The 16,750-nt window shown below is 64.8% G+C and carries 18 protein-coding genes; 6 read left to right on the forward strand and 12 right to left on the reverse strand.

Translation table 11 applies throughout. The features are described 5' to 3' along the window. The first annotated feature begins 303 nt into the window (after positions 1 to 303). Positions 304 to 1,383: a type III polyketide synthase gene (locus AKL02_RS12220; RefSeq protein WP_083077494.1), complete on the forward strand. Its 1,080-nt coding sequence runs from the start codon at positions 304 to 306 to the stop codon at positions 1,381 to 1,383. Beyond that, a complete protein-coding gene (locus tag AKL02_RS12225) occupies positions 1,383 to 1,880 on the forward strand; it encodes an isoprenylcysteine carboxyl methyltransferase family protein (protein ID WP_083077496.1) in 498 nt (165 codons plus the stop codon). The genes AKL02_RS12220 and AKL02_RS12225 overlap by 1 nt, the downstream gene beginning before the upstream one ends. A 59-nt stretch (positions 1,881 to 1,939) precedes the next feature. Here the strand turns inward: AKL02_RS12225 and AKL02_RS12230 are convergent, their stop codons facing one another. The 10 genes from AKL02_RS12230 to pcaD are packed head-to-tail and all read right to left on the reverse strand — an operon-like array spanning position 1,940 to position 10,693. Then, positions 1,940 to 3,295 carry a TRAP transporter large permease gene (locus AKL02_RS12230; RefSeq protein WP_078521001.1) on the reverse strand — a complete coding sequence of 452 codons (1,356 nt, stop codon included), beginning with the start codon at positions 3,293 to 3,295 and terminating at the stop codon, positions 1,940 to 1,942. Beyond that, positions 3,295 to 3,777, reverse strand: a complete 483-nt coding sequence (locus AKL02_RS12235; RefSeq protein ID WP_078521002.1) for a TRAP transporter small permease — start codon at positions 3,775 to 3,777, stop codon at positions 3,295 to 3,297. Before AKL02_RS12235 ends, AKL02_RS12230 begins: the two co-directional genes overlap by 1 nt. A 20-nt stretch (positions 3,778 to 3,797) precedes the next feature. Then, positions 3,798 to 4,847 (reverse strand): TRAP transporter substrate-binding protein, encoded by a 1,050-nt coding sequence (locus AKL02_RS12240; protein WP_083077499.1) that lies wholly within the window; start codon positions 4,845 to 4,847, stop codon positions 3,798 to 3,800. Between the two features lie 47 nt (positions 4,848 to 4,894). Then, positions 4,895 to 6,064 carry a 4-hydroxybenzoate 3-monooxygenase gene (gene pobA / locus AKL02_RS12245; protein WP_083077502.1) on the reverse strand — a complete coding sequence of 390 codons (1,170 nt, stop codon included), beginning with the start codon at positions 6,062 to 6,064 and terminating at the stop codon, positions 4,895 to 4,897. After that, the gene (locus AKL02_RS12250; protein ID WP_165756959.1) at positions 6,061 to 7,380 is read right to left on the reverse strand and encodes a lyase family protein; all 1,320 of its coding nucleotides are present in this window, start codon (positions 7,378 to 7,380) and stop codon (positions 6,061 to 6,063) included. Before AKL02_RS12250 ends, pobA begins: the two co-directional genes overlap by 4 nt. Then, the gene (locus AKL02_RS12255) at positions 7,377 to 8,219 is read right to left on the reverse strand and encodes a 3-oxoadipate:acetyl-CoA acetyltransferase (protein ID WP_083077508.1); all 843 of its coding nucleotides are present in this window, start codon (positions 8,217 to 8,219) and stop codon (positions 7,377 to 7,379) included. Before AKL02_RS12255 ends, AKL02_RS12250 begins: the two co-directional genes overlap by 4 nt. A 3-nt stretch (positions 8,220 to 8,222) precedes the next feature. Continuing rightward, positions 8,223 to 8,822, reverse strand: coding sequence for a protocatechuate 3,4-dioxygenase subunit alpha (gene pcaG / locus AKL02_RS12260; RefSeq protein ID WP_108722350.1), 600 nt, complete (start codon positions 8,820 to 8,822; stop codon positions 8,223 to 8,225). Next, the gene (gene pcaH, locus AKL02_RS12265; RefSeq protein WP_083077511.1) at positions 8,822 to 9,544 is read right to left on the reverse strand and encodes a protocatechuate 3,4-dioxygenase subunit beta; all 723 of its coding nucleotides are present in this window, start codon (positions 9,542 to 9,544) and stop codon (positions 8,822 to 8,824) included. The genes pcaG and pcaH overlap by 1 nt, the downstream gene beginning before the upstream one ends. Then, complete coding sequence (pcaC, locus tag AKL02_RS12270) at positions 9,541 to 9,921, reverse strand: 4-carboxymuconolactone decarboxylase (protein WP_078521008.1); 381 nt, start codon at positions 9,919 to 9,921, stop codon at positions 9,541 to 9,543. Before pcaC ends, pcaH begins: the two co-directional genes overlap by 4 nt. Beyond that, positions 9,908 to 10,693 (reverse strand): 3-oxoadipate enol-lactonase, encoded by a 786-nt coding sequence (pcaD, locus tag AKL02_RS12275; protein ID WP_083077513.1) that lies wholly within the window; start codon positions 10,691 to 10,693, stop codon positions 9,908 to 9,910. Before pcaD ends, pcaC begins: the two co-directional genes overlap by 14 nt. Before the next feature lie 76 nt (positions 10,694 to 10,769). Between pcaD and AKL02_RS12280 the strand changes: the two genes are divergently transcribed. After that, complete coding sequence (locus AKL02_RS12280; protein WP_083077516.1) at positions 10,770 to 11,690, forward strand: LysR substrate-binding domain-containing protein; 921 nt, start codon at positions 10,770 to 10,772, stop codon at positions 11,688 to 11,690. A gap of 46 nt (positions 11,691 to 11,736) precedes the next feature. Here the strand turns inward: AKL02_RS12280 and AKL02_RS12285 are convergent, their stop codons facing one another. Next, positions 11,737 to 12,666, reverse strand: coding sequence for an alpha/beta hydrolase (locus AKL02_RS12285; RefSeq protein WP_083077519.1), 930 nt, complete (start codon positions 12,664 to 12,666; stop codon positions 11,737 to 11,739). Between the two features lie 331 nt (positions 12,667 to 12,997). On the opposite strand from AKL02_RS12285, the gene AKL02_RS12290 reads away from it, so the two are divergent. Both AKL02_RS12290 and AKL02_RS12295 read left to right on the forward strand, forming a co-directional pair. Continuing rightward, complete coding sequence (locus tag AKL02_RS12290; RefSeq protein ID WP_083077522.1) at positions 12,998 to 13,843, forward strand: hypothetical protein; 846 nt, start codon at positions 12,998 to 13,000, stop codon at positions 13,841 to 13,843. 252 nt (positions 13,844 to 14,095) lie between these two features. Further along, positions 14,096 to 14,326 (forward strand): hypothetical protein, encoded by a 231-nt coding sequence (locus AKL02_RS12295; RefSeq protein WP_332836450.1) that lies wholly within the window; start codon positions 14,096 to 14,098, stop codon positions 14,324 to 14,326. A 149-nt stretch (positions 14,327 to 14,475) separates the two neighbouring features. Here AKL02_RS12295 and AKL02_RS12300 read toward each other — a convergent pair whose 3' ends face one another. Beyond that, complete coding sequence (locus tag AKL02_RS12300) at positions 14,476 to 15,372, reverse strand: LysR family transcriptional regulator (protein WP_083077525.1); 897 nt, start codon at positions 15,370 to 15,372, stop codon at positions 14,476 to 14,478. 144 nt (positions 15,373 to 15,516) lie between these two features. On the opposite strand from AKL02_RS12300, the gene AKL02_RS12305 reads away from it, so the two are divergent. Continuing rightward, on the forward strand, positions 15,517 to 16,746 hold the full coding sequence (locus tag AKL02_RS12305) for an aromatic ring-hydroxylating oxygenase subunit alpha (protein ID WP_083077527.1): 1,230 nt from the start codon (positions 15,517 to 15,519) through the stop codon (positions 16,744 to 16,746). Positions 16,747 to 16,750: the final 4 nt, after the last annotated feature.

A 16,750-nucleotide genomic window follows, 5' to 3' on the forward strand; every position in this document is an offset into this window, starting at 1 on the left:
CGCTGCACCGGTAGTCCGCTAGCGTCCGGCCCGGGAAAGCTTCGCGCCAACGCGATCACAGCTTGGTGTTGAAGACAAAACCGCCGCGCGTCCCTATCGGAAAAAATACCTTATTCACAAGTTGTTACGCGCCATTGTTAAACGACTCGGCTTCGCCGCCCGGCGTCAGTTCCCTTTCCTTGCGGCTGAACCAAAGGCCGATCCAGTCCGTTGACTTACAGGGCAATCCAAACGCGCCCCCGAGTTTTTCAAAAGTTTCCTCAAGGACTGACCAGCATCAGCCTTCAGCGGAAAGGAATTGCCATGTCAGTTTATCTCCACGGCCTCTCGACTGCGCTGCCGCCGCATTGTCTCGCGCAGTCCGAGGTGCGTAAGCGCGCCGAAATCATATTTGGCGAGACCTACCCGCAATTCGAGCGGCTCTCGAAGACCTTCGACACGGCCGGGATCGATCGGCGCTATTCGGTCGTGCCGATCGATTGGTTCTCGGAAGAGCACGGCTGGGCTGATCGCAACGCGGCTTTCATGGAAGGCGCGAAGGCGCTATTCATCGACGCGGCGCAGGCGGCCCTCGACACCGCAGGCTGGCAGGGCTCGGAGGTCGATTGCGTGGTCACGGTCTGCTCGACCGGGCTCGCGACGCCCTCGCTCGAGGCGCAGGTGCTGGGCGAGATGAGCTTTCGCGACGACATCATGCGGGTGCCGATTTTCGGTCTGGGCTGCGCGGGCGGCGTCTCGGGACTGTCGACGGCGCAATCCATCGCGGCGGGGCGGCCCGGCGCAAAGGTGCTGCTCGTCGTGGTCGAGACCTGCTCGCTGTCCTTCCGCGCAGACCGGATGCAGAAGGCCGATATCGTGGCGGCCGTGCTGTTTGCGGACGGCGCGGCTGCGGCCTGTATCAGCACCGACACGCCCGGCGCGGGTCAGGTGATCTCGCTCGGTCAGGGGCACCAGAAGACATGGCCCAACACGCTCGACATCATGGGCTGGGATGTCGACGAGATCGGCTTCGGTGTGATCTTCGACCGCTCGATCCCGGGCTTCGTCACGTCTGAGTTCGCGGAGGCAGCCGATGGCGCGCTCAGGGCCGCGAACCTCGACCACGACGATATCGACCGCTACGTCTGCCACCCCGGCGGCGCGAAGGTCGTGGAGGCGATCGAAGGCGCGCTGCATCTGGAACAGGGCGTCCTGGATGCCGAACGCGCGGTGCTGCGCGAGGCTGGTAACATGTCGGCGCCGACGATGCTGTTCGTGATGCGCGCGGTGTTGGACGCGGGCAAGACCGGGCAGATGATGGGCTGCGCGCTGGGGCCGGGCTTTACCGCCTCCTTCCTGCCCTTCCATGTCGGCCCGTCCCAAAGCGAGCGGGAGGCCGCCTGATGGTCCTCCCGAGCCTCCTGTTCCTGGCTTTCATCGTCGTGCAGCGGCTCAGCGAACTTGTCATCGCCAAGCGCAACACCGCCCGGCTTCTGGCGCGCGGGGCCTATGAAGTTGGCGCGTCGCATTACCCCGTGATGGTTGCGATGCACAGCGCCTGGGTTCTTTGCCTGATCGTCTTCGGGCTCGGCCAGTCGGTCCATCTCGGTTGGCTCGCGATCTTCGCGGTCCTGCAGGTTCTGCGCGTCTGGATCCTCACCAGCCTCGGCGGACGTTGGACGACGCGGATCATCATCCTCGACGAGCCACTGGTCGCGCGCGGCCCGTTCAAATACGTCTCGCATCCCAATTACATGCTGGTCGTGGCCGAGATCTTCGTGGCCCCGATGGTGCTGGGGCTGTTCTGGGTCGCGGTGTTGTTCACCGTTCTCAACGCGGCGATGCTCTGGGTGCGGATCGGGGTCGAACACAAGGCCCTCGCCCCGATGCGCGCGGGCTGAATGCGAAACGGGGGGCGAACTCGCCCCCCGTTCTATTTTATCCGTTCATCTCGGGCGGCTCAGCCGCCCAACACCCGTGGCAGCCACAGCGTCAGCGCCGGGAAGCCCAGCAGGAGCGCGACGCGCACCAGCTCGGACAGGAAGAACGGGAAGACACCGCGGAAAGTGGTGCCCATCGGCACGTTCTTCGCCAGCGCCGAGATCACGAAGACATTCATCCCCACCGGTGGCGTGATCAGCCCTAACTCCACCACGACAAGCGCGAGAATGCCGAACCAGACTTTCAGCTCGTCGGTCGAGAGGCCGAAGCCTGAGCCGTCCGCCATCTGATAGAGCCCGCCATTGATCTCGACCAGCACCGGCCAGAAGAAAGGCAGCACCAGCAGGATCATCGACATCGAGTCCATCAGACAGCCCAGCACGATCAGCGCGATCAGCAGGATCGCCATCACCATCATCGGCGGCAGGCCGGAATTCACCGCCATATCGGCAGCCGCCTGCGGCACCCCTGCCCGCGACATGAAGATCTTCAGAAGCTCGGCCCCCAGCAGGATCAGGTAGATCATGCCCGTGGTGCCCGCCGTCTCGAGGATCGACGAGCGCATCGCCTCGCGCGACATCAGCCCGCGGAAAAGCCCGTAGACGAAGACCGCGAAGACACCGATCGCGGCGGCGGGCGTCGGGTTGTAGAAGCCCGCATAGATGCCGCCGATCACGACGCCGAAGATGCCCAGCACCGGCAGCACGCCGCGCGTGGCCGCCCAGAACTCCGCCTTGTCCGACACGCCCTGCGCGGGGCCCGCGCTCGGTACGAGGCGGACATAGATCGCGATGGTCATCAGGAACAGCACGACGGCGATCAGACCGGGGATCAGCGCGGCCATGAACATGGTGACGATATTGGCCTCCACGATCACCGCGTAGATCACGAGGATCACCGAGGGCGGGATCAGGATGCCCAGCACACCGCCTGCCGCGACCGAACCGGTCGCAAGTGCGGGCGAGTAGTTGTAGCGCTCCAGCTCCGGCAGGGCGACCTTGCCCATCGTCGAGGCGGTGGCGAGCGAAGAGCCGCAGACCGCGCCGAAGCCCGCACAGGCGGCGATCGAAGCCATCGCGGTGCCGCCGCGCATCCACCCGAACCACGCGTTCGCGGCGCGGAACATATCGCGCGACAGGCCCGTTTTGGTGGCCAGCGCCCCCATCAGGACGAACATCGGCACGACCGAGAGGTCATAGATCGAGAACTGGCCGTAAGCGAGCGTCTTGAGCTGGCTCAGCAAGATCGCCGGGCCGTTGATGATCGCGGTGCCGCCAGCGCCCACGACGATCATCGCATAGGCGATGGGCACACGCATCACGATGAGCCCCACGAGAATGGCGAGGCCCAGCAGGCCGAGAGTAATCGGGTCCATCAGGCACGCCCCGTCCAGTTGTCCCGCAGGCTCAGCGCTGCGGCGATGAAAAGTAGCGCCAGCGAAGCAAGCGCGGGAAGGTAGGCCCACCAGACCGGGATCTGCAGGATCGTGGTGGCGAGCGAATAGGATTTCTGGTCGAGCATCCCGAAATACATCCGCCACAGCAGAAGCGCCGCGAAGCCCAGCGCCAGCACCGAGCCGATGGCAGAGAAGCGGCGCTGCACGGCGGCGCTCAGTTTCGAGGTGAAGATATCCGCCGTCACGTTCTGATCGGCGAGTTGGCAATAAGGCAGGAACATGAAGGCCGCGATGGCGACCCCCATCTCCGTCAGCTCGAAGTCTCCCGCGAAGGGCAGCCCGATAAAGCCGCCCACCACGGTCCAGACGTTTACGGCGACGATCGCTGCAAGCACCCCGCCTCCGGCGAGGGCCCAGGCATAGATCGCCTTGCGCAAGAAAGTCTCGGTTGCAGAATGCATGATCGTCGCCGCTCCGTTGGTTACTGGCTCGCCAGGTTCTTTTCTTCTTCAGCGGTCAGCTCGCGGGCTTCTTTCACCAGCGCCGGACCGTCGATGCCTTGGCCTTTCACCTCGTCTTCCCAACGGGTGACGACCGGCTGCATCGCATCCTTGAAGGCTTGGGTCTCATCGGCCGAGAGCGTGATCAGCTCGTTGCCATCCGCTTCGGCAGCCTTGATCCCGTTATTGTCGCTGGTGCGCCAGATATCACCGACCTGCTTCAGCCACGCCTCGTCGGAGGCCTTGCGGAACGCCGCCTTGACGTCGTCAGGCAGGCTGTCCCATTTCGCCTTGTTCATCGACACCTGGAAGATCGAGGTGCCCAGACGCCAATGGTCCTGACCTTCAATCTGGTACTGAGTCTGCTGCTGCAGCTTCAGCGCGGGGATGATTTCCCACGGGATCAGCGCGCCGTCCACGACCTTCTTCGACAGCGCCTGCGGCAGTTCCGGCACCGGCATCGCGACCGGCTGCGCGTTCAGCGCCTCGATCACCCAGGCCCCCGTGCGCGACGGCGTGCGCAGTTTCATGCCCTTCACGTCGGCGGGGCTGTGAACCGGGGTATCCACGGTGTGGATGCCGTTGCCCGCATGGGCATGCAGGAACATCACTTCGAGGCCCTTGTCCTCGTATTCCTGCTTCAGCTCCTTATCGAACATGTCGCGCATCGCGAGGTTGGTCGCAGCCGGGTCGTTGTTGAAGACGGTCGGCAGTTCGAACACCTCGGTGCGCGGGAAGAGACCGGGCGTGTAGCCGTTGAGCGTCCAGATCAGATCGACCACGCCGTCGCGTGCCTGCTGCACGAGTTCCGGCGGGCGACCACCCAGCGTCATCGCGGGGTAGATATCGATCTTGACCTTGCCGTTCGACAGCTCTTCGACGCGCTTCGCCCAGGGCTCCAGCATCTGCGTCTGCACCGGCGCTTTGGCGCCAAGGAAATGGTGCAACTTGAGGGTGATCTCCTGTGCGAAGCTCCCGCTTGCCCAAAGCATCGCCGCGGCGCTCAGCCCCAGAAGTTTCGTAAATTTCATCGTTATTTCCTCCCTTTATGCCCCTCGCGCGGGGGCGGTTCGGCCTGTCAGTAAGGCAGGCCCACGTAGTTTTCGGCAAAGCTCTTGCGTGCGGTCTCCGACATCTGGAGATACTCGAACTCCGCGCGCTGCATCCGGCGCTCGAACGCCCCCGTTTCCGGGAAATCGTGCAGCATCGAGGTCATCCACCACGAGAAGCGCTCGCATTTCCAGACCCGCGACAGCGCCGTCTCGGAATAGGCGTCGAGCCCTTCGGACGTGCCGTGGTTGTAGAACCGATCGAAGGCGCGGTGCAAATAGTAGACGTCGGACGCCGCGAGGTTCAGGCCCTTCGCGCCGGTCGGCGGCACGATATGGGCGCTGTCGCCTGCAAGAAACAGACGCCCGTGGCGCATCGGCTCGGAGACGAAGCTGCGCAGCGGCGCGATCGACATTTCCAGCGGCTCGCCGGTGACCAGCGTCTCGGCCACATCGGCCGGGATGCGGGTGCGCAGCTCGTCCCAGAACCGCTCGGCGGGCCAGTCTTCCAGCTTCTCGCTCAGCGGCACCTGAACGTAATAGCGGCTCAGTGTGGGCGAGCGCATCGAACACAGCGCAAAGCCCCGATCATGGGCCGCGTAGATCAGCTCGGGCGCAGCGGGCGGTGTCTCGGACAGAAGGCCGAGCCAGCCGAACGGATAGGCGCGCTCGAATTCCTGACGATGGCTTTCCGGGATCGCTTTGCGCGAGGGCCCGTGGAAGCCGTCGCAGCCCGCGACGAAATCGGCGGTCAGGGTCTTGGCCTCGCCCTCATGGGTGAAATGCACGGTGACGCCGTCGCCCTCGACCCCCTCGATCGCGGTCACCTCGGCCTCGTGCAACACCGTGCCGCCGCGCGCATCGCGGGCGGCATACAGGTCCTGCGTCACCTCGGTCTGGCCATAGACCATCACGCCGCGGCCCGTCAGGCTCTTGATGTCGATATTGAGCCGCTCGTCATGCCAAGAAATCTCGACCCCGTCATGGATTTCGCCCTGACGGTCCATCCGCGCGCCCACGTCTGCGGCGCGCAGCAGATCGACGGTGCCCTGTTCGAGCACCCCGGCCCGGATCCGCGACAGAACATAGTCGCGCGAGCGCCGTTCCAGCACGACGCTCTCGATCCCATGCAGGTCGAGCAATTGCGACAGCAGCAGCCCGGCCGGGCCCCCACCGATGATAGCGACTTGGGTCTTCATGCGTTTCCTCCGCAAAGGTCATTGCAGCGCTGCGCAAAAGCGCGCGCCTGCGCCGGGGCCTGCCCTGCCGCGAGAAGCGGATCGGTCAGGGTGTCCCCGTCGAGTTCGGGATGGGCGGCCAGCAGTGCCGCCACCGGATCGGGTGTCGCCATCGCCTCTTGCACCGCTGTCTTCGCCGCGTTGCGCGGCAGCGTCTTGGCCAGCGTGAAGATCGCGCGCTCGGCGTAAGGGCCGAAGCCCGCCGCGTCGAGATTGGCGCGCATCCGGGGGCCGTCGGCCTCGAGCCCTTGCAGCATCTCTCCGGCGAGGCACAGCGACGCGCCACAGGCCACGAGGATCGGGCGCAGGCTCATCCATTCCAGCGCCCAGGCGGCCCCGTCGCGGAACTGACCGTGCAGCGCGGATTCGAACAGGCTTACCTGCAGATGCGCGGCGTGCCGCGCCAGCGCCACCAGCGCCTCGGCGGCCACGGGGTTCGATTTGTGCGGCATGGTGGACGAGCCCCCACCCGCGATCCGCACCTCGTTGATCCCCGACTGCGCGAGCGTCACCACATCCGTGCCGATCTTGCCCAGCGAACCGGTCAGCAGAACCGCTTGCGCGCCGGTCGCGGCCATCGCGTCACGGCGGCTGTGCCACGGCTGATCCTCGGCCTGCAAGCCCAGCGCCGCAGCCACGCGGTTGCGCACAGCCTGCGCCTTGTCGCCCAGCGCCGCATCGGTACCGACCGCGCCATGCAGCGAGACCCGCCCCGCGCCTTGCATCACTGCCATCCGCGCCGTCGTATCAATCAGAGGCTGGCCCCAGGACGCAACCAGCGCGCCGAAAGTCACCGGCAGGCCGATCTGGCTGCGGGTGCGCCCGGCCATCACCGTCTCCGCCTCGCGCCCGGCCAGCGCGCCGGTGGTGCGGATCACGCGCCGCAGCCGCGCCGCGATCACGGCAAGCGCCTGCATCATCACAAGCGCCGTCGCGCTGTCGATGATATCCTGCGAGGTCGCCCCCCAATGCAGCGCCTGCCCCGCCTCTTCCGACAGCTTGGCGCGCAGATCGCCCAGCAGCGCGGGAACCGGCACGCCGTCGCGCGCAGCCCCTGCGGCCAGCGCTGCGGGATCGGGCTGGTAGCCGGTCAACTTGTCCGCGATCTCGGTCGCGGCGCTCTCCGGCACGACGCCTTCGGCAGCGCAGGCCTCGGCCAGCGCAACCTCGACACGCACCATTGCAGCCAGCAATGCGGCATCGCCAAGCATCGCACCCAGTTCCGGATCGCCGTAGAGACCGGACCAGAGCGGGCTGTCGAGAGGAGAGAGGCTCATGCGGCCCCCTTCATCGGCAGCGCGAGGATCTCGCGCGCCTGCTGCCATGTGGCAACCGGACGGCCCGCCTTCTCACAAAGATCGACCGTGCGCTGGACCAGCGCCGCATTCGAGGGCGCGAGCGTGTCGCGGTCCAGCCGGATATTGTCCTCCAGACCGGTGCGGCAATGCCCGCCGGTCTCGATGCACCATTGGTTGACGATCGCCTGCCCCGGCCCGACGCCCGCCGCGCACCATGTCGCCTCGGGCAGCACCCGCGCACGGGTCTCGCGCATGAAATCGAACGCCGCACGGTCGACCGGCATCGCGTTCTTCACGCCCATCACGAATTGCACATGGACATTCGCGGGCAGCCGCCCGTCGCCGACCAGTTTCGCGGCCTGAAAAATGTGGCTGAGGTCGAAACACTCGATCTCGGGGCGCACGTCGTAGGTCTTCATCTCGGAAGCCAGCCAATCGACCAGATCCGGCGGGTTCTCATAGACCCGCGTCGGGAAGTTGTTCGACCCGACCGAGAGCGAGGCCATGTCAGGCCGCAAGGGCAGCATCCCGCCGCGCGTCTTGCCTGCGCCGGAGCGCCCACCGGTGGAGAGCTGCACGATCATGCCGGGGCAATGTTGATGCAGCCCCTCCATCAGCCGCGCGAAGCGGTCAGAGTCGGAACTGGGCGAGCCGTCCTCATTGCGCACGTGGCAATGCGCGATGGTCGCGCCCACCTCGAACGCGGCCTGCGTCGACTCGATCTGCTCGGAGATCGTGATCGGCACAGCGGGGTTGTCGGATTGCTGCGGCACGGAGCCGGTGATCGCGACACAGATGATGCAAGGGTCCTGGGTCATGACTCAGATATCGAAGAAGACTGTTTCGCCTGCACCTTGCAGACGGATTTCGAAGCGGTATTCGCCCGGGCCGGTCGCTTCAGCGACCATCGTGGCGATCCGGTCGCGATGCTCGATCCGCGCCAGAAGCGGGTCGCCCGACAGATCGTCCTCGGGGAAATACATCCGGGTGTGCAGCCCGTGATTGATCCCGCGCGCGAAGATCCAGAAGGAGATATGCGGCGGCGTCTTGCGGTCGCCCGAAAGCGCAATCGCGCCGGGCTTGATCGTCTCGAAGGTGATCTCGCCGGTGGTGAAATCGGCGGGCATACGGCCGAAACCGGAGACAGCCGGGTCGGCCCCCTCCTGCCCCGGATAGATCCCGGCGGCGTCAGCCTGCCAGGTCTCGACCAGACAGTCGCGCAGCGGCAGATCGCCCCCGTCGACGACGCGGCAGGTGATCTTGATCCGGTCGCCCTTCGCCTCCGGCCCGGCGATCTCGCGGCCCAGCGTCTCGAAGGGCACATCCTCGATGCCGCAGGCCTCGGGGGCGAGCCCGATATGGACGTAAGGCCCTGCCGTTTGCGAGGGCGTCAGGATCGGCTTGTCGAATTTCTGCACCATTACATGCCCTCCGGACGGTTTTCGAAATGGGTCTGGCGGTGGCCGCGCAGCACGATGTCGAAGCGGTAGGCAATCGCGTCCATCGGTTTCGTCTCGCTCATGTCGAGCGCCGCCACGAGCCGGTCGAGTGCGGCCTTGTCGGGGATCGTCTGTGCGATCGGGCAGCGCGCGATCAGCGGATCGCCCTCGAAATACATCTGGGAGATCAGGCGCTGGCCGAAGCTGTGCCCGAAGATCGAGAAGTGGATATGCGCGGGACGCCATTCGTTCGGGCCGTTGGGCCACGGATAGGCGCCGGGCTTCACGGTGCGGAACGCATAGGAGCCGTCCGCGCCGGTGATCGTGCGCCCGCAACCGCCGAAATCGGGATCGAGCGCCGCCAGATAGCCGTCTTTCTTGTGGCGGTAACGCCCGCCCGCATTGGCTTGCCAGATCTCGATCAGCGCGTTCGGGATCGGACGGTTGTTCTCGTCCAGAAGCCGACCGTGCACGATGATCCGCTCGCCGATGGCGCTGGTGCCGGGGCGGGCATAGTTCAGCAGCAGGTCGTTATCGAGCGCGCCGAGCTTCACATGTCCGAAGGTCGGGCCGGTCTCCTCGCTGGGCGAGCTGTCGAAGGCGATCAGCGCGCGCTCTGGGCTGCGCAGCACCGAGGTCTTGTAGGTCGGCGTGAAGAGAGGCGGATGGATACCGGCCTCGCGGGGGATCAAACGACCGGTCATTGGCCCATCTCCTTCAGCGTTTCCTTGATGATCTTGATCGCGTGATTGGCGCGCGGTACGCCCGCATAGACCGCGACATGCAGCATCGCTTCGCGCAGGTCTTCCGGCGTGGCGCCCGTGTTGGCGGTGGCGCGGGTATGCATCGCGATCTCCTCGTGATTGCCCTGCGCCGCCAGAAGCGCGATCGTCACGATGGAACGTTCGCGCGGCGTCAGGTCGGGCCGCGACCAGACCGAGCCCCAGGCGCCCTCGGTGATGAATTCCTGAAACGGCGCGTCGAACTCGGTCTTGCTCGCATCGGCGCGGTCGACATGGGCGTCGCCCAAGACGCGGCGGCGCGTTTCCATCCCTGCTTCATATCGCTCAGACACGCTCATGCTCCTTCAGAAATTCAGTGATGAGGCGCGCCACCTGCTCGGGCGCCTCGATTGCGGGAATATGCCCCGCGCCTTTAATCAATTCGGCCCGCGCGCCCGGAATGGCGGCGGCCATCTCCATGACCTGCTCGGGCGGCGTCGCGCCGTCATGGCTGCCCGCGATCACGAGGGTCGGTGCGGAAATCTCAGGTAGAGCGTCGCGCAGATCGGCCCCGGCGAGCGCCGCGCAGCAATTCGCATAGCCCTTGGCGTCGGTGCGCGCGACCTCCGTCACCCAGAGCGCGCAATCGGGATGGGCGCGGAAGGTGGGGCCGAACCAACGCTCGATCACGCCTTGCGCCATCGCGGGCAGGCCCTGACTTTCCACCGTGGCGATCCGCTCGGCCCAGCTTTCCTCGGTGCCGATCTTGGCCGCCGTGTTGCTGAGAACCAGCGCACGCACGCGTTCAGGGGCGATCCGCGCGATTTCCTGCGCGATCATGCCGCCGATCGAACAACCGACGAAAACCGCCCGCTCGATGCCCAGATGATCGGCCACCGCCAGCGCATCGCGCGCCAGATCGGTGATCGTGGGGGCGGCGTCAGAGGTCGCGCTCAGCCCGTGACCGCGCTTGTCCATGCGCACCAGACGAAAGCCGGAAAGCGGGGCGACAAGCCCATCCCACATCCGCAGATCAGTGCCCAGCGAGTTCAGACATATAACCGGAACGCCCTGTGCCACACCGTCTTCGCGGTAATGGATATGGCCCCAGTCGCAAATAAGTGCGTGCATCCTCTTCCTCCCGCCATAATCTTTTCTGAAGTTTTCGCTTGAGCCAAATATAAAATGCACGTTAATCCATAACCCCATGGCTATGCATAAAGGTCTCAAACTGCGGCACATCCGCGCCTTTCTCGACACGATCGAGGTAGGCGGGGTTTCGGCCGCGGCACGTAAACAGGGGATTTCACAGCCTGCCTTGTCGAAAACCCTCTCCGAGATGGAGGCGATGCTGGGCGGCGCGCTTCTGGAGCGGCGCGGACGGCGCCTGACCGTAACGCCTGCGGGCGAGGCGTTTCGCCGCCATGCGATTCAGGCGTTGCAGGAACTGGAAGCCGGGGCGGCCGCGCTGAGCGGCGACGGGATCGGCGACGTGATCAATGTGGGCGCGCTACCCACCGTAGCGGGCTCGATCTTTCCGGGCGTCGCGCTCGACTTCAGCCGCGCCCATCCGGGCACGCGGCTCTCGATCAGCACCGGGCCGAACCTGTATCTGCTCGACCGGATCCGCTCGGGCGCGCTGGACCTGATGATCGGGCGGATGCCGGCGGCCGGCGACATGCCGGGGCTGCGCTTCGATTTCCTCTATGAGGAAGAGGTCATCCTCGCGGCGCGCGCGGGCCATCCTTTTGCAAACAGCCCCGCCCCCGAGGCGCTGCGCCAATGCGACGTGATCCTGCCGACGCGCGGCGCGATCATCCGGCGCATCGTCGACGATTATCTGGGCGCACAAGGCATCACCGAGCCGCGCTGCCCGATCGAGACCGTCTCGCTCGCGACCGGGCTCGGGCTTCTGGAGGGGTCGGATATGCTGTGGTTCATCTCGCGCGGCGTGGTCGCGCGCGAACTGGCCTCGGGGCTTCTGGTGAGCCTGCCGCTGGGCGCGCAGTTCATGTCGGGCGCGGTTGGGCTGACGATGAAGCACGAGATGACCGAGCGCCCCGAAGTCGCCCGACTGACCGCGATGATGCATGAGGCCGCCCGGTTGCGCGAGGCGACGTCCGGCTGAGGCGCGGGCAAGCCGCCCTGCCCGGCGCATTACACCTCACAAGGCGTTATGATCCGGGCGAGGTCGCCGCGGCGCGCGCCTGTCTTTGCGCTTGCCTGCGCGCCTTAAAGGCCGCGACCAGACGCGGGATGCGATGTTCCTTGCCGCGGCTGGCGAGATGGTCCTCCATCACCTTGCGGTAAAGGTAGATGTCCTTGCGGCCTCGGGTCGACTGATAATACCAGGCCTCGCTCAGCTCGCCCGTGACTGCGCGCGCAATGACCGCCTTCAGAAGCTCCATCCGGCGCAGCACGAGCGCCGTCTTGTGTCCCTGCCCGAATGCCTTGAGCAGCGTGACGTTATCGCGCGGCAGACGCCCGACCTGTCGCATATCCTCTTGCAGGAAGGGATCGCAGATCACCCAAACCTTGGCCGCAGCACCGCTATGTTCAGCCGCATCCGAGCGCGGCAGCGACCAGTCCTGATCGCGCCCCCGCGCGAAGCGCCGCTCCCACGGGACCAGATCGCGCGCGAGCGTCGTCTGCGGGCTGAAGGCCACCACCTCGCAGCCCGGCGCCAGATCGGCGAAGGCCAGCGCGCCGAAGCCGCCCATCGAGGTGCCCGTCATCACGACCCGCGCGTATCCTTCAAAAAAGCCCTGATCGCGCAAAGCCTCCATCCGGGCGATCAGCCGCGCGTCGCGAAACCAAGTCGGGCCCTGCGCGACCACGCCAAGATGGCTCCAGCCATTGTCGCGGATGAATTTCTCGGCCCAGGGCCGGATATCATAGCCGGGATAGCCCGCATCCGAGAGGTTATCGAACGTCACGACCAGCGTGGCCGGGTCGCGCGCAACATGGATCAGCGCATGAGCCCCGAGCTTTTCATAGAAGCCGTCGCGGGGACCGGCGGGAAAAATCTCGCGATACCAATCGGGCAACTTCTCCTCGAGCCCGGTTTCGCCCCCTGCGGCGTCGTCTTCGAAATCATCGGCCATCGAGATCGCTTTTTCCTGCTCGGGATCGATTGAGGTCTGACATTTTTTCTTGCGCCGATCAATTACATACGGATGGTTTGGTGCTATCGTCACGGCGAAGGCGAGATAAGAAAAACCAAAGAGATCGGGCACATTTATGGCAACAGGGAAGCGGAGCGCAGAATGTGGCCTGAGCCGCAGGATGCGGAATGGATCGACCCCGTCATATTGTGAACGAGATTTCGTGCATTCTCGCGCCCATTGGACGCCCGACGTCTCCACCGGACATACCGGATACCGCCCCCACGCAGCCTGACCGCCGCGAAAGACCTTTCCAAACAGGAGCCTACCCTTGTCCCAACTGCCGACGATCGCGACCCTGTGGATCGGAGACCGCCTGTCCTGGCTCGAACAGCTGAGCCTGAAATCCTTCGTCGATGCAGGCCATGACACGCTGCTCTATTGCTACAACCTGATCCCGAACGCCCCGCCCGGTGTAACGCTGCGCGATGCGCGCGAGATCTTCCCGGGCGACGAGATCATCCGCCACAAGCGCACCGGCAGCCCCGCGATCCATGCCGATCTGTGGCGCCTGCATCTGATGGAAAAGACCGATTACATCTGGGTCGACGCCGATGTTCTTTGCGTGAAACCCTTCGATTTCAAAGACGATTACGTCTTCGGGCTGGAGAAGCCGCACCTGATCTGCAACGCGGTGATGCGCTTGCCCGCGGAGTCGCAGACGCTGCGCGGGCTGCTGGATTTCGTGGCCGACCCCTACGCGATCGGGCCCTGGCTGAAGGAAGAGCAGCAAGAGGAATTGCGCGCGGCCCGCGACCGCGGCGAACCGGTGCATTTCTCCGAGCAGGAATGGGGGCTGACCGGCCCTGCCGCGTTGAGCCACTTCCTGCGCGAGACCGGCGAATGGGACCATGCGCTCTCGCAACAGGCCTTCTATCCGATCCCCTTCAAGAACCGGAACAAGATGATCATGTCGCGCTTCGACGTGGAGACGGATTTCCTGACCGACGACACCTATGCGGTGCATATGTGGGCACGCCGGATGAAGCCCCGTCTGGAAGAGGCAGAGAACAACCGCCCCCGGCGCGGCAGCTACATGCACAAGGCTCTGCTGAAACACGGGATCGACCCGTCCGAGGCCCCGATCCCGCCCAAGGTGAAACCCGTAGACGCCTGAGGCGGCGGGGTCTCCGGCACTCGACGCGGGGTGCGAAAGCGCAGGCCCTGCCCGCGCCCAGCCTTGACCTCGACGGTCCGCTGACCCATCTTTTTGCTCAGATGCAGGTCACACTGAACGTCCGAGTGCTCGAACCTGCATCCAGATGATGTTAGCCTGCTGTTTCATTGACCCGGCTTGCAGCCACAGACAATCCGCCTTTGCTGTTCAGCCCGGAGGAGGTCCGCCATCAGCGCTCAGATACTTGCTGCAGTGATACTTTTGCCCTTCCTGTTCGTCGCACTCTACGCGGGCATTCACGAGTTTCTCCGGTTCAGATCGGAGGGACGGGCGAATTACGGTCTGATCTTCGATGAAGAAACGGGAACTTCCTACGTGACCGGCATCGCGGAAGAAGAGGACGCGTTCGACCCTGACGACTTCGACCCCAACGACTACAACGATCCCGAAGTCGCCGGGGAACCGGATGAGAGCAAAACCTGAGAATTGCGGCCTCTGAGCCTTCTTTGTCGGCGCGACCGCTCACGGGCGGTGCCCCCCCGGCCCTAAACCTTCACGCCTGAGCGCCTAGGGACGTGGCAAATGCCTGTGCGATGCGTTCGACGCGAGCAAACCCTCGCGACAATCTCCAGTCAGCCATCCGCCTTCGTGACGCTCTGCGCGACCAGCCAGTCGCGGAATTTCTTCGCTTTCGCAGACGCGCGGCGGTGAACCTTGATGTAGAAGCACTGGGGCGAAACCACGCTTTCTGACCCGAGCGCGACGAGCTCTCCGGCGTCGATCAGGTGGCCGACCAGCCCGTCCCAGCCAAGCAGGGCGCCCACGCCTTCCTTCGCCATCTGCAGCCCGATCATGTAGTTGTTGACGGTGATCCGTTTACCGGTCGGCTGCGGAGCGCCGAGCTCGGATAGCCAGTCGGGCCATTCGGTCCAGCGATGGCGCTCGCGCGTGATGTGGATCAGCGGCACGCGGTGCAAGTCATGCGCAGAAGTGATGGCATAGCGCGCAGCAAAAGCCTCCGAGCCCACCGCGCAGATGCGGTCCTGAAAAAGCTGCGTGCAGCTTTCGTCGCCCTCGGGAAACTCGCCGTAATGCAGGCTGAGATCGACGGTCGCCTCTAAATCCACCGCGTCGCTCACGATCTGCGAGACGTTGATATCCGAATGGTTCAGCCAGAACTCCGTCAGTTTGGGAGTGAGCCACAAAGAGCTGACCGCGGTCGAGGCCAGCACCATCACGTCGTCCTCCGCGACAGGCCCCCGCATATCCCTCACCACGTCCGATATCGCCTCGAAGCTGCGCTGCACGGCGTTGAACAGATAGGCCCCCGCCTCGGTCAATTCGACGCCGCGATGCTGGCGGCGAAACAGCTGCTGACCGAGCTCCGTCTCGAGCGCCCGAATCTGGTGGCTGACGGCCGTCGGGGTCACGTTCAGCTCTGACGCCGCCGCCTTGAAGCTTAATTTTCGGGCAGCAGCCTCGAAACAATTCAGTGAGCTAAGCGAGGGAAGATCATAGGGGCGCTGCATGATGTCGGTTTCGAACCATTCCGTGTCGAAATATGTCTTAGGTGAACTGAACTCACCCGGGATGAATATTTATGACGTTGAGAGGGACGAAAAAGCAAATTTGAAATGAGGTGAAATCACGCTTGGATAGGAAAGGCCGCGCCCGTGACACCTCCTCTTGCCGATCTGCTCGCACATCGCAAACCCGGATATTCGCTCGACCGAGCCTTCTATACCGACCCGGGCATCTTCGAGGAGGATCTCGAGCATATCTACTACCGCGAGTGGCTTTATGCGATCCCGGCCTGTCAGCTGGTCAAGACCGGCGACTACGCGCGCCTGAAGATCGGGGCTTATGACGTCATTCTGGTCAAAGGCAGCGACGGCGAGATCCGGGGCTTTCACAACACCTGCCGCCACCGCGGCTCGATCCTGTGCAAGGCCTCCGCGGGCCGTGTGGCCAAGCTCGTCTGCCCCTATCACCAATGGACCTACGATCTCGATGGCAGCCTGCTCTGGGCGCGCGAGATGGGGCCGGAGTTCGACCCGAAAGAGCATCGCCTCCATGCCGTTCAGACCCGCGATCTCTGCGGCCTGATCTATATCTGTCTGGCCGATGACGCCCCGGATTTCGAGGCCTTCGCCGCGATGGCGCGCCCCTATCTGGAGGTCCACGACCTGCACCGGGGCAAGGTCGCCTTCACCTCGTCGATCATCGAGGAAGGCAACTGGAAACTGGTCTGGGAAAACAACCGCGAGTGCTATCACTGCTCGAGCAACCACCCCGAGCTGTGCAACTCCTTCCCGCTCGACCCGGAGGTCGCGGGCGTCTCCGCCGATGGTTCGATCTCGGCCCGGCTTCAGGGGCATTTCGACCGCTGCGAGGCATCCGGCGCGCCGGCGCAATTCCGTCTCGGCGGTCAGGGGCAATACCGTCTGGCGCGGATGCCGCTGCAGGACAATGCCGTCAGCTACACGATGGACGGTCAAGCGGCAGTGCGGCGTCCCCTCGGCCGCGTCGCTCTGCCCGATGCGGGATCGCTGCTGAAATTCCACTACCCGTCGACCTGGAACCACTTCCTGCCCGACATCACACTGACCTTCCGGGTCATGCCCATCAGCCCCACGCAAACCGAGGTGACGACCTGCTGGATCGTGGATCGCGATGCGGTCGAAGGCGTGGATTACGATCTGCAGCGCCTGACGGAGGTCTGGATCGCCACCAACGATCAGGATCGCGAGATCGTCGAGGACAATCAGCGCGGCATCAACTCTCCCGCCTATACGCCGGGGCCCTACAGCCCGGACTGGGAGTCGGGCGTGATCCAGTTCGTCGACTGGTATGCCGACACCATGACCCGCGCGATTGCCCCGCGCAGCGTCGCGGCGGAGTAGGCTC

The sequence above is a fragment of the Thioclava electrotropha genome (genome assembly GCF_002085925.2).
Taxonomy (GTDB): Bacteria; Pseudomonadota; Alphaproteobacteria; order Rhodobacterales; family Rhodobacteraceae; genus Thioclava; species Thioclava electrotropha.

What these genes read in the sequence shown, in the direction of transcription:
- AKL02_RS12220 (WP_083077494.1), top strand. Translation starts at nt 304, where the DNA reads ATGTCAGTTTATCTCCACGGCCTCTCGACTGCGCTGCCGCCGCATTGT.
- AKL02_RS12225 (WP_083077496.1), top strand. Translation starts at nt 1,383, where the DNA reads ATGGTCCTCCCGAGCCTCCTGTTCCTGGCTTTCATCGTCGTGCAGCGG.
- AKL02_RS12230 (WP_078521001.1), bottom strand. Translation starts at nt 3,295, where the DNA reads ATGGACCCGATTACTCTCGGCCTGCTGGGCCTCGCCATTCTCGTGGGG.
- AKL02_RS12235 (WP_078521002.1), bottom strand. Translation starts at nt 3,777, where the DNA reads ATGCATTCTGCAACCGAGACTTTCTTGCGCAAGGCGATCTATGCCTGG.
- AKL02_RS12240 (WP_083077499.1), bottom strand. Translation starts at nt 4,847, where the DNA reads ATGAAATTTACGAAACTTCTGGGGCTGAGCGCCGCGGCGATGCTTTGG.
- pobA (WP_083077502.1), bottom strand. Translation starts at nt 6,064, where the DNA reads ATGAAGACCCAAGTCGCTATCATCGGTGGGGGCCCGGCCGGGCTGCTG.
- AKL02_RS12250 (WP_165756959.1), bottom strand. Translation starts at nt 7,380, where the DNA reads ATGAGCCTCTCTCCTCTCGACAGCCCGCTCTGGTCCGGTCTCTACGGC.
- AKL02_RS12255 (WP_083077508.1), bottom strand. Translation starts at nt 8,219, where the DNA reads ATGACCCAGGACCCTTGCATCATCTGTGTCGCGATCACCGGCTCCGTG.
- pcaG (WP_108722350.1), bottom strand. Translation starts at nt 8,822, where the DNA reads ATGGTGCAGAAATTCGACAAGCCGATCCTGACGCCCTCGCAAACGGCA.
- pcaH (WP_083077511.1), bottom strand. Translation starts at nt 9,544, where the DNA reads ATGACCGGTCGTTTGATCCCCCGCGAGGCCGGTATCCATCCGCCTCTC.
- pcaC (WP_078521008.1), bottom strand. Translation starts at nt 9,921, where the DNA reads ATGAGCGTGTCTGAGCGATATGAAGCAGGGATGGAAACGCGCCGCCGC.
- pcaD (WP_083077513.1), bottom strand. Translation starts at nt 10,693, where the DNA reads ATGCACGCACTTATTTGCGACTGGGGCCATATCCATTACCGCGAAGAC.
- AKL02_RS12280 (WP_083077516.1), top strand. Translation starts at nt 10,770, where the DNA reads ATGGCTATGCATAAAGGTCTCAAACTGCGGCACATCCGCGCCTTTCTC.
- AKL02_RS12285 (WP_083077519.1), bottom strand. Translation starts at nt 12,666, where the DNA reads ATGGCCGATGATTTCGAAGACGACGCCGCAGGGGGCGAAACCGGGCTC.
- AKL02_RS12300 (WP_083077525.1), bottom strand. Translation starts at nt 15,372, where the DNA reads ATGCAGCGCCCCTATGATCTTCCCTCGCTTAGCTCACTGAATTGTTTC.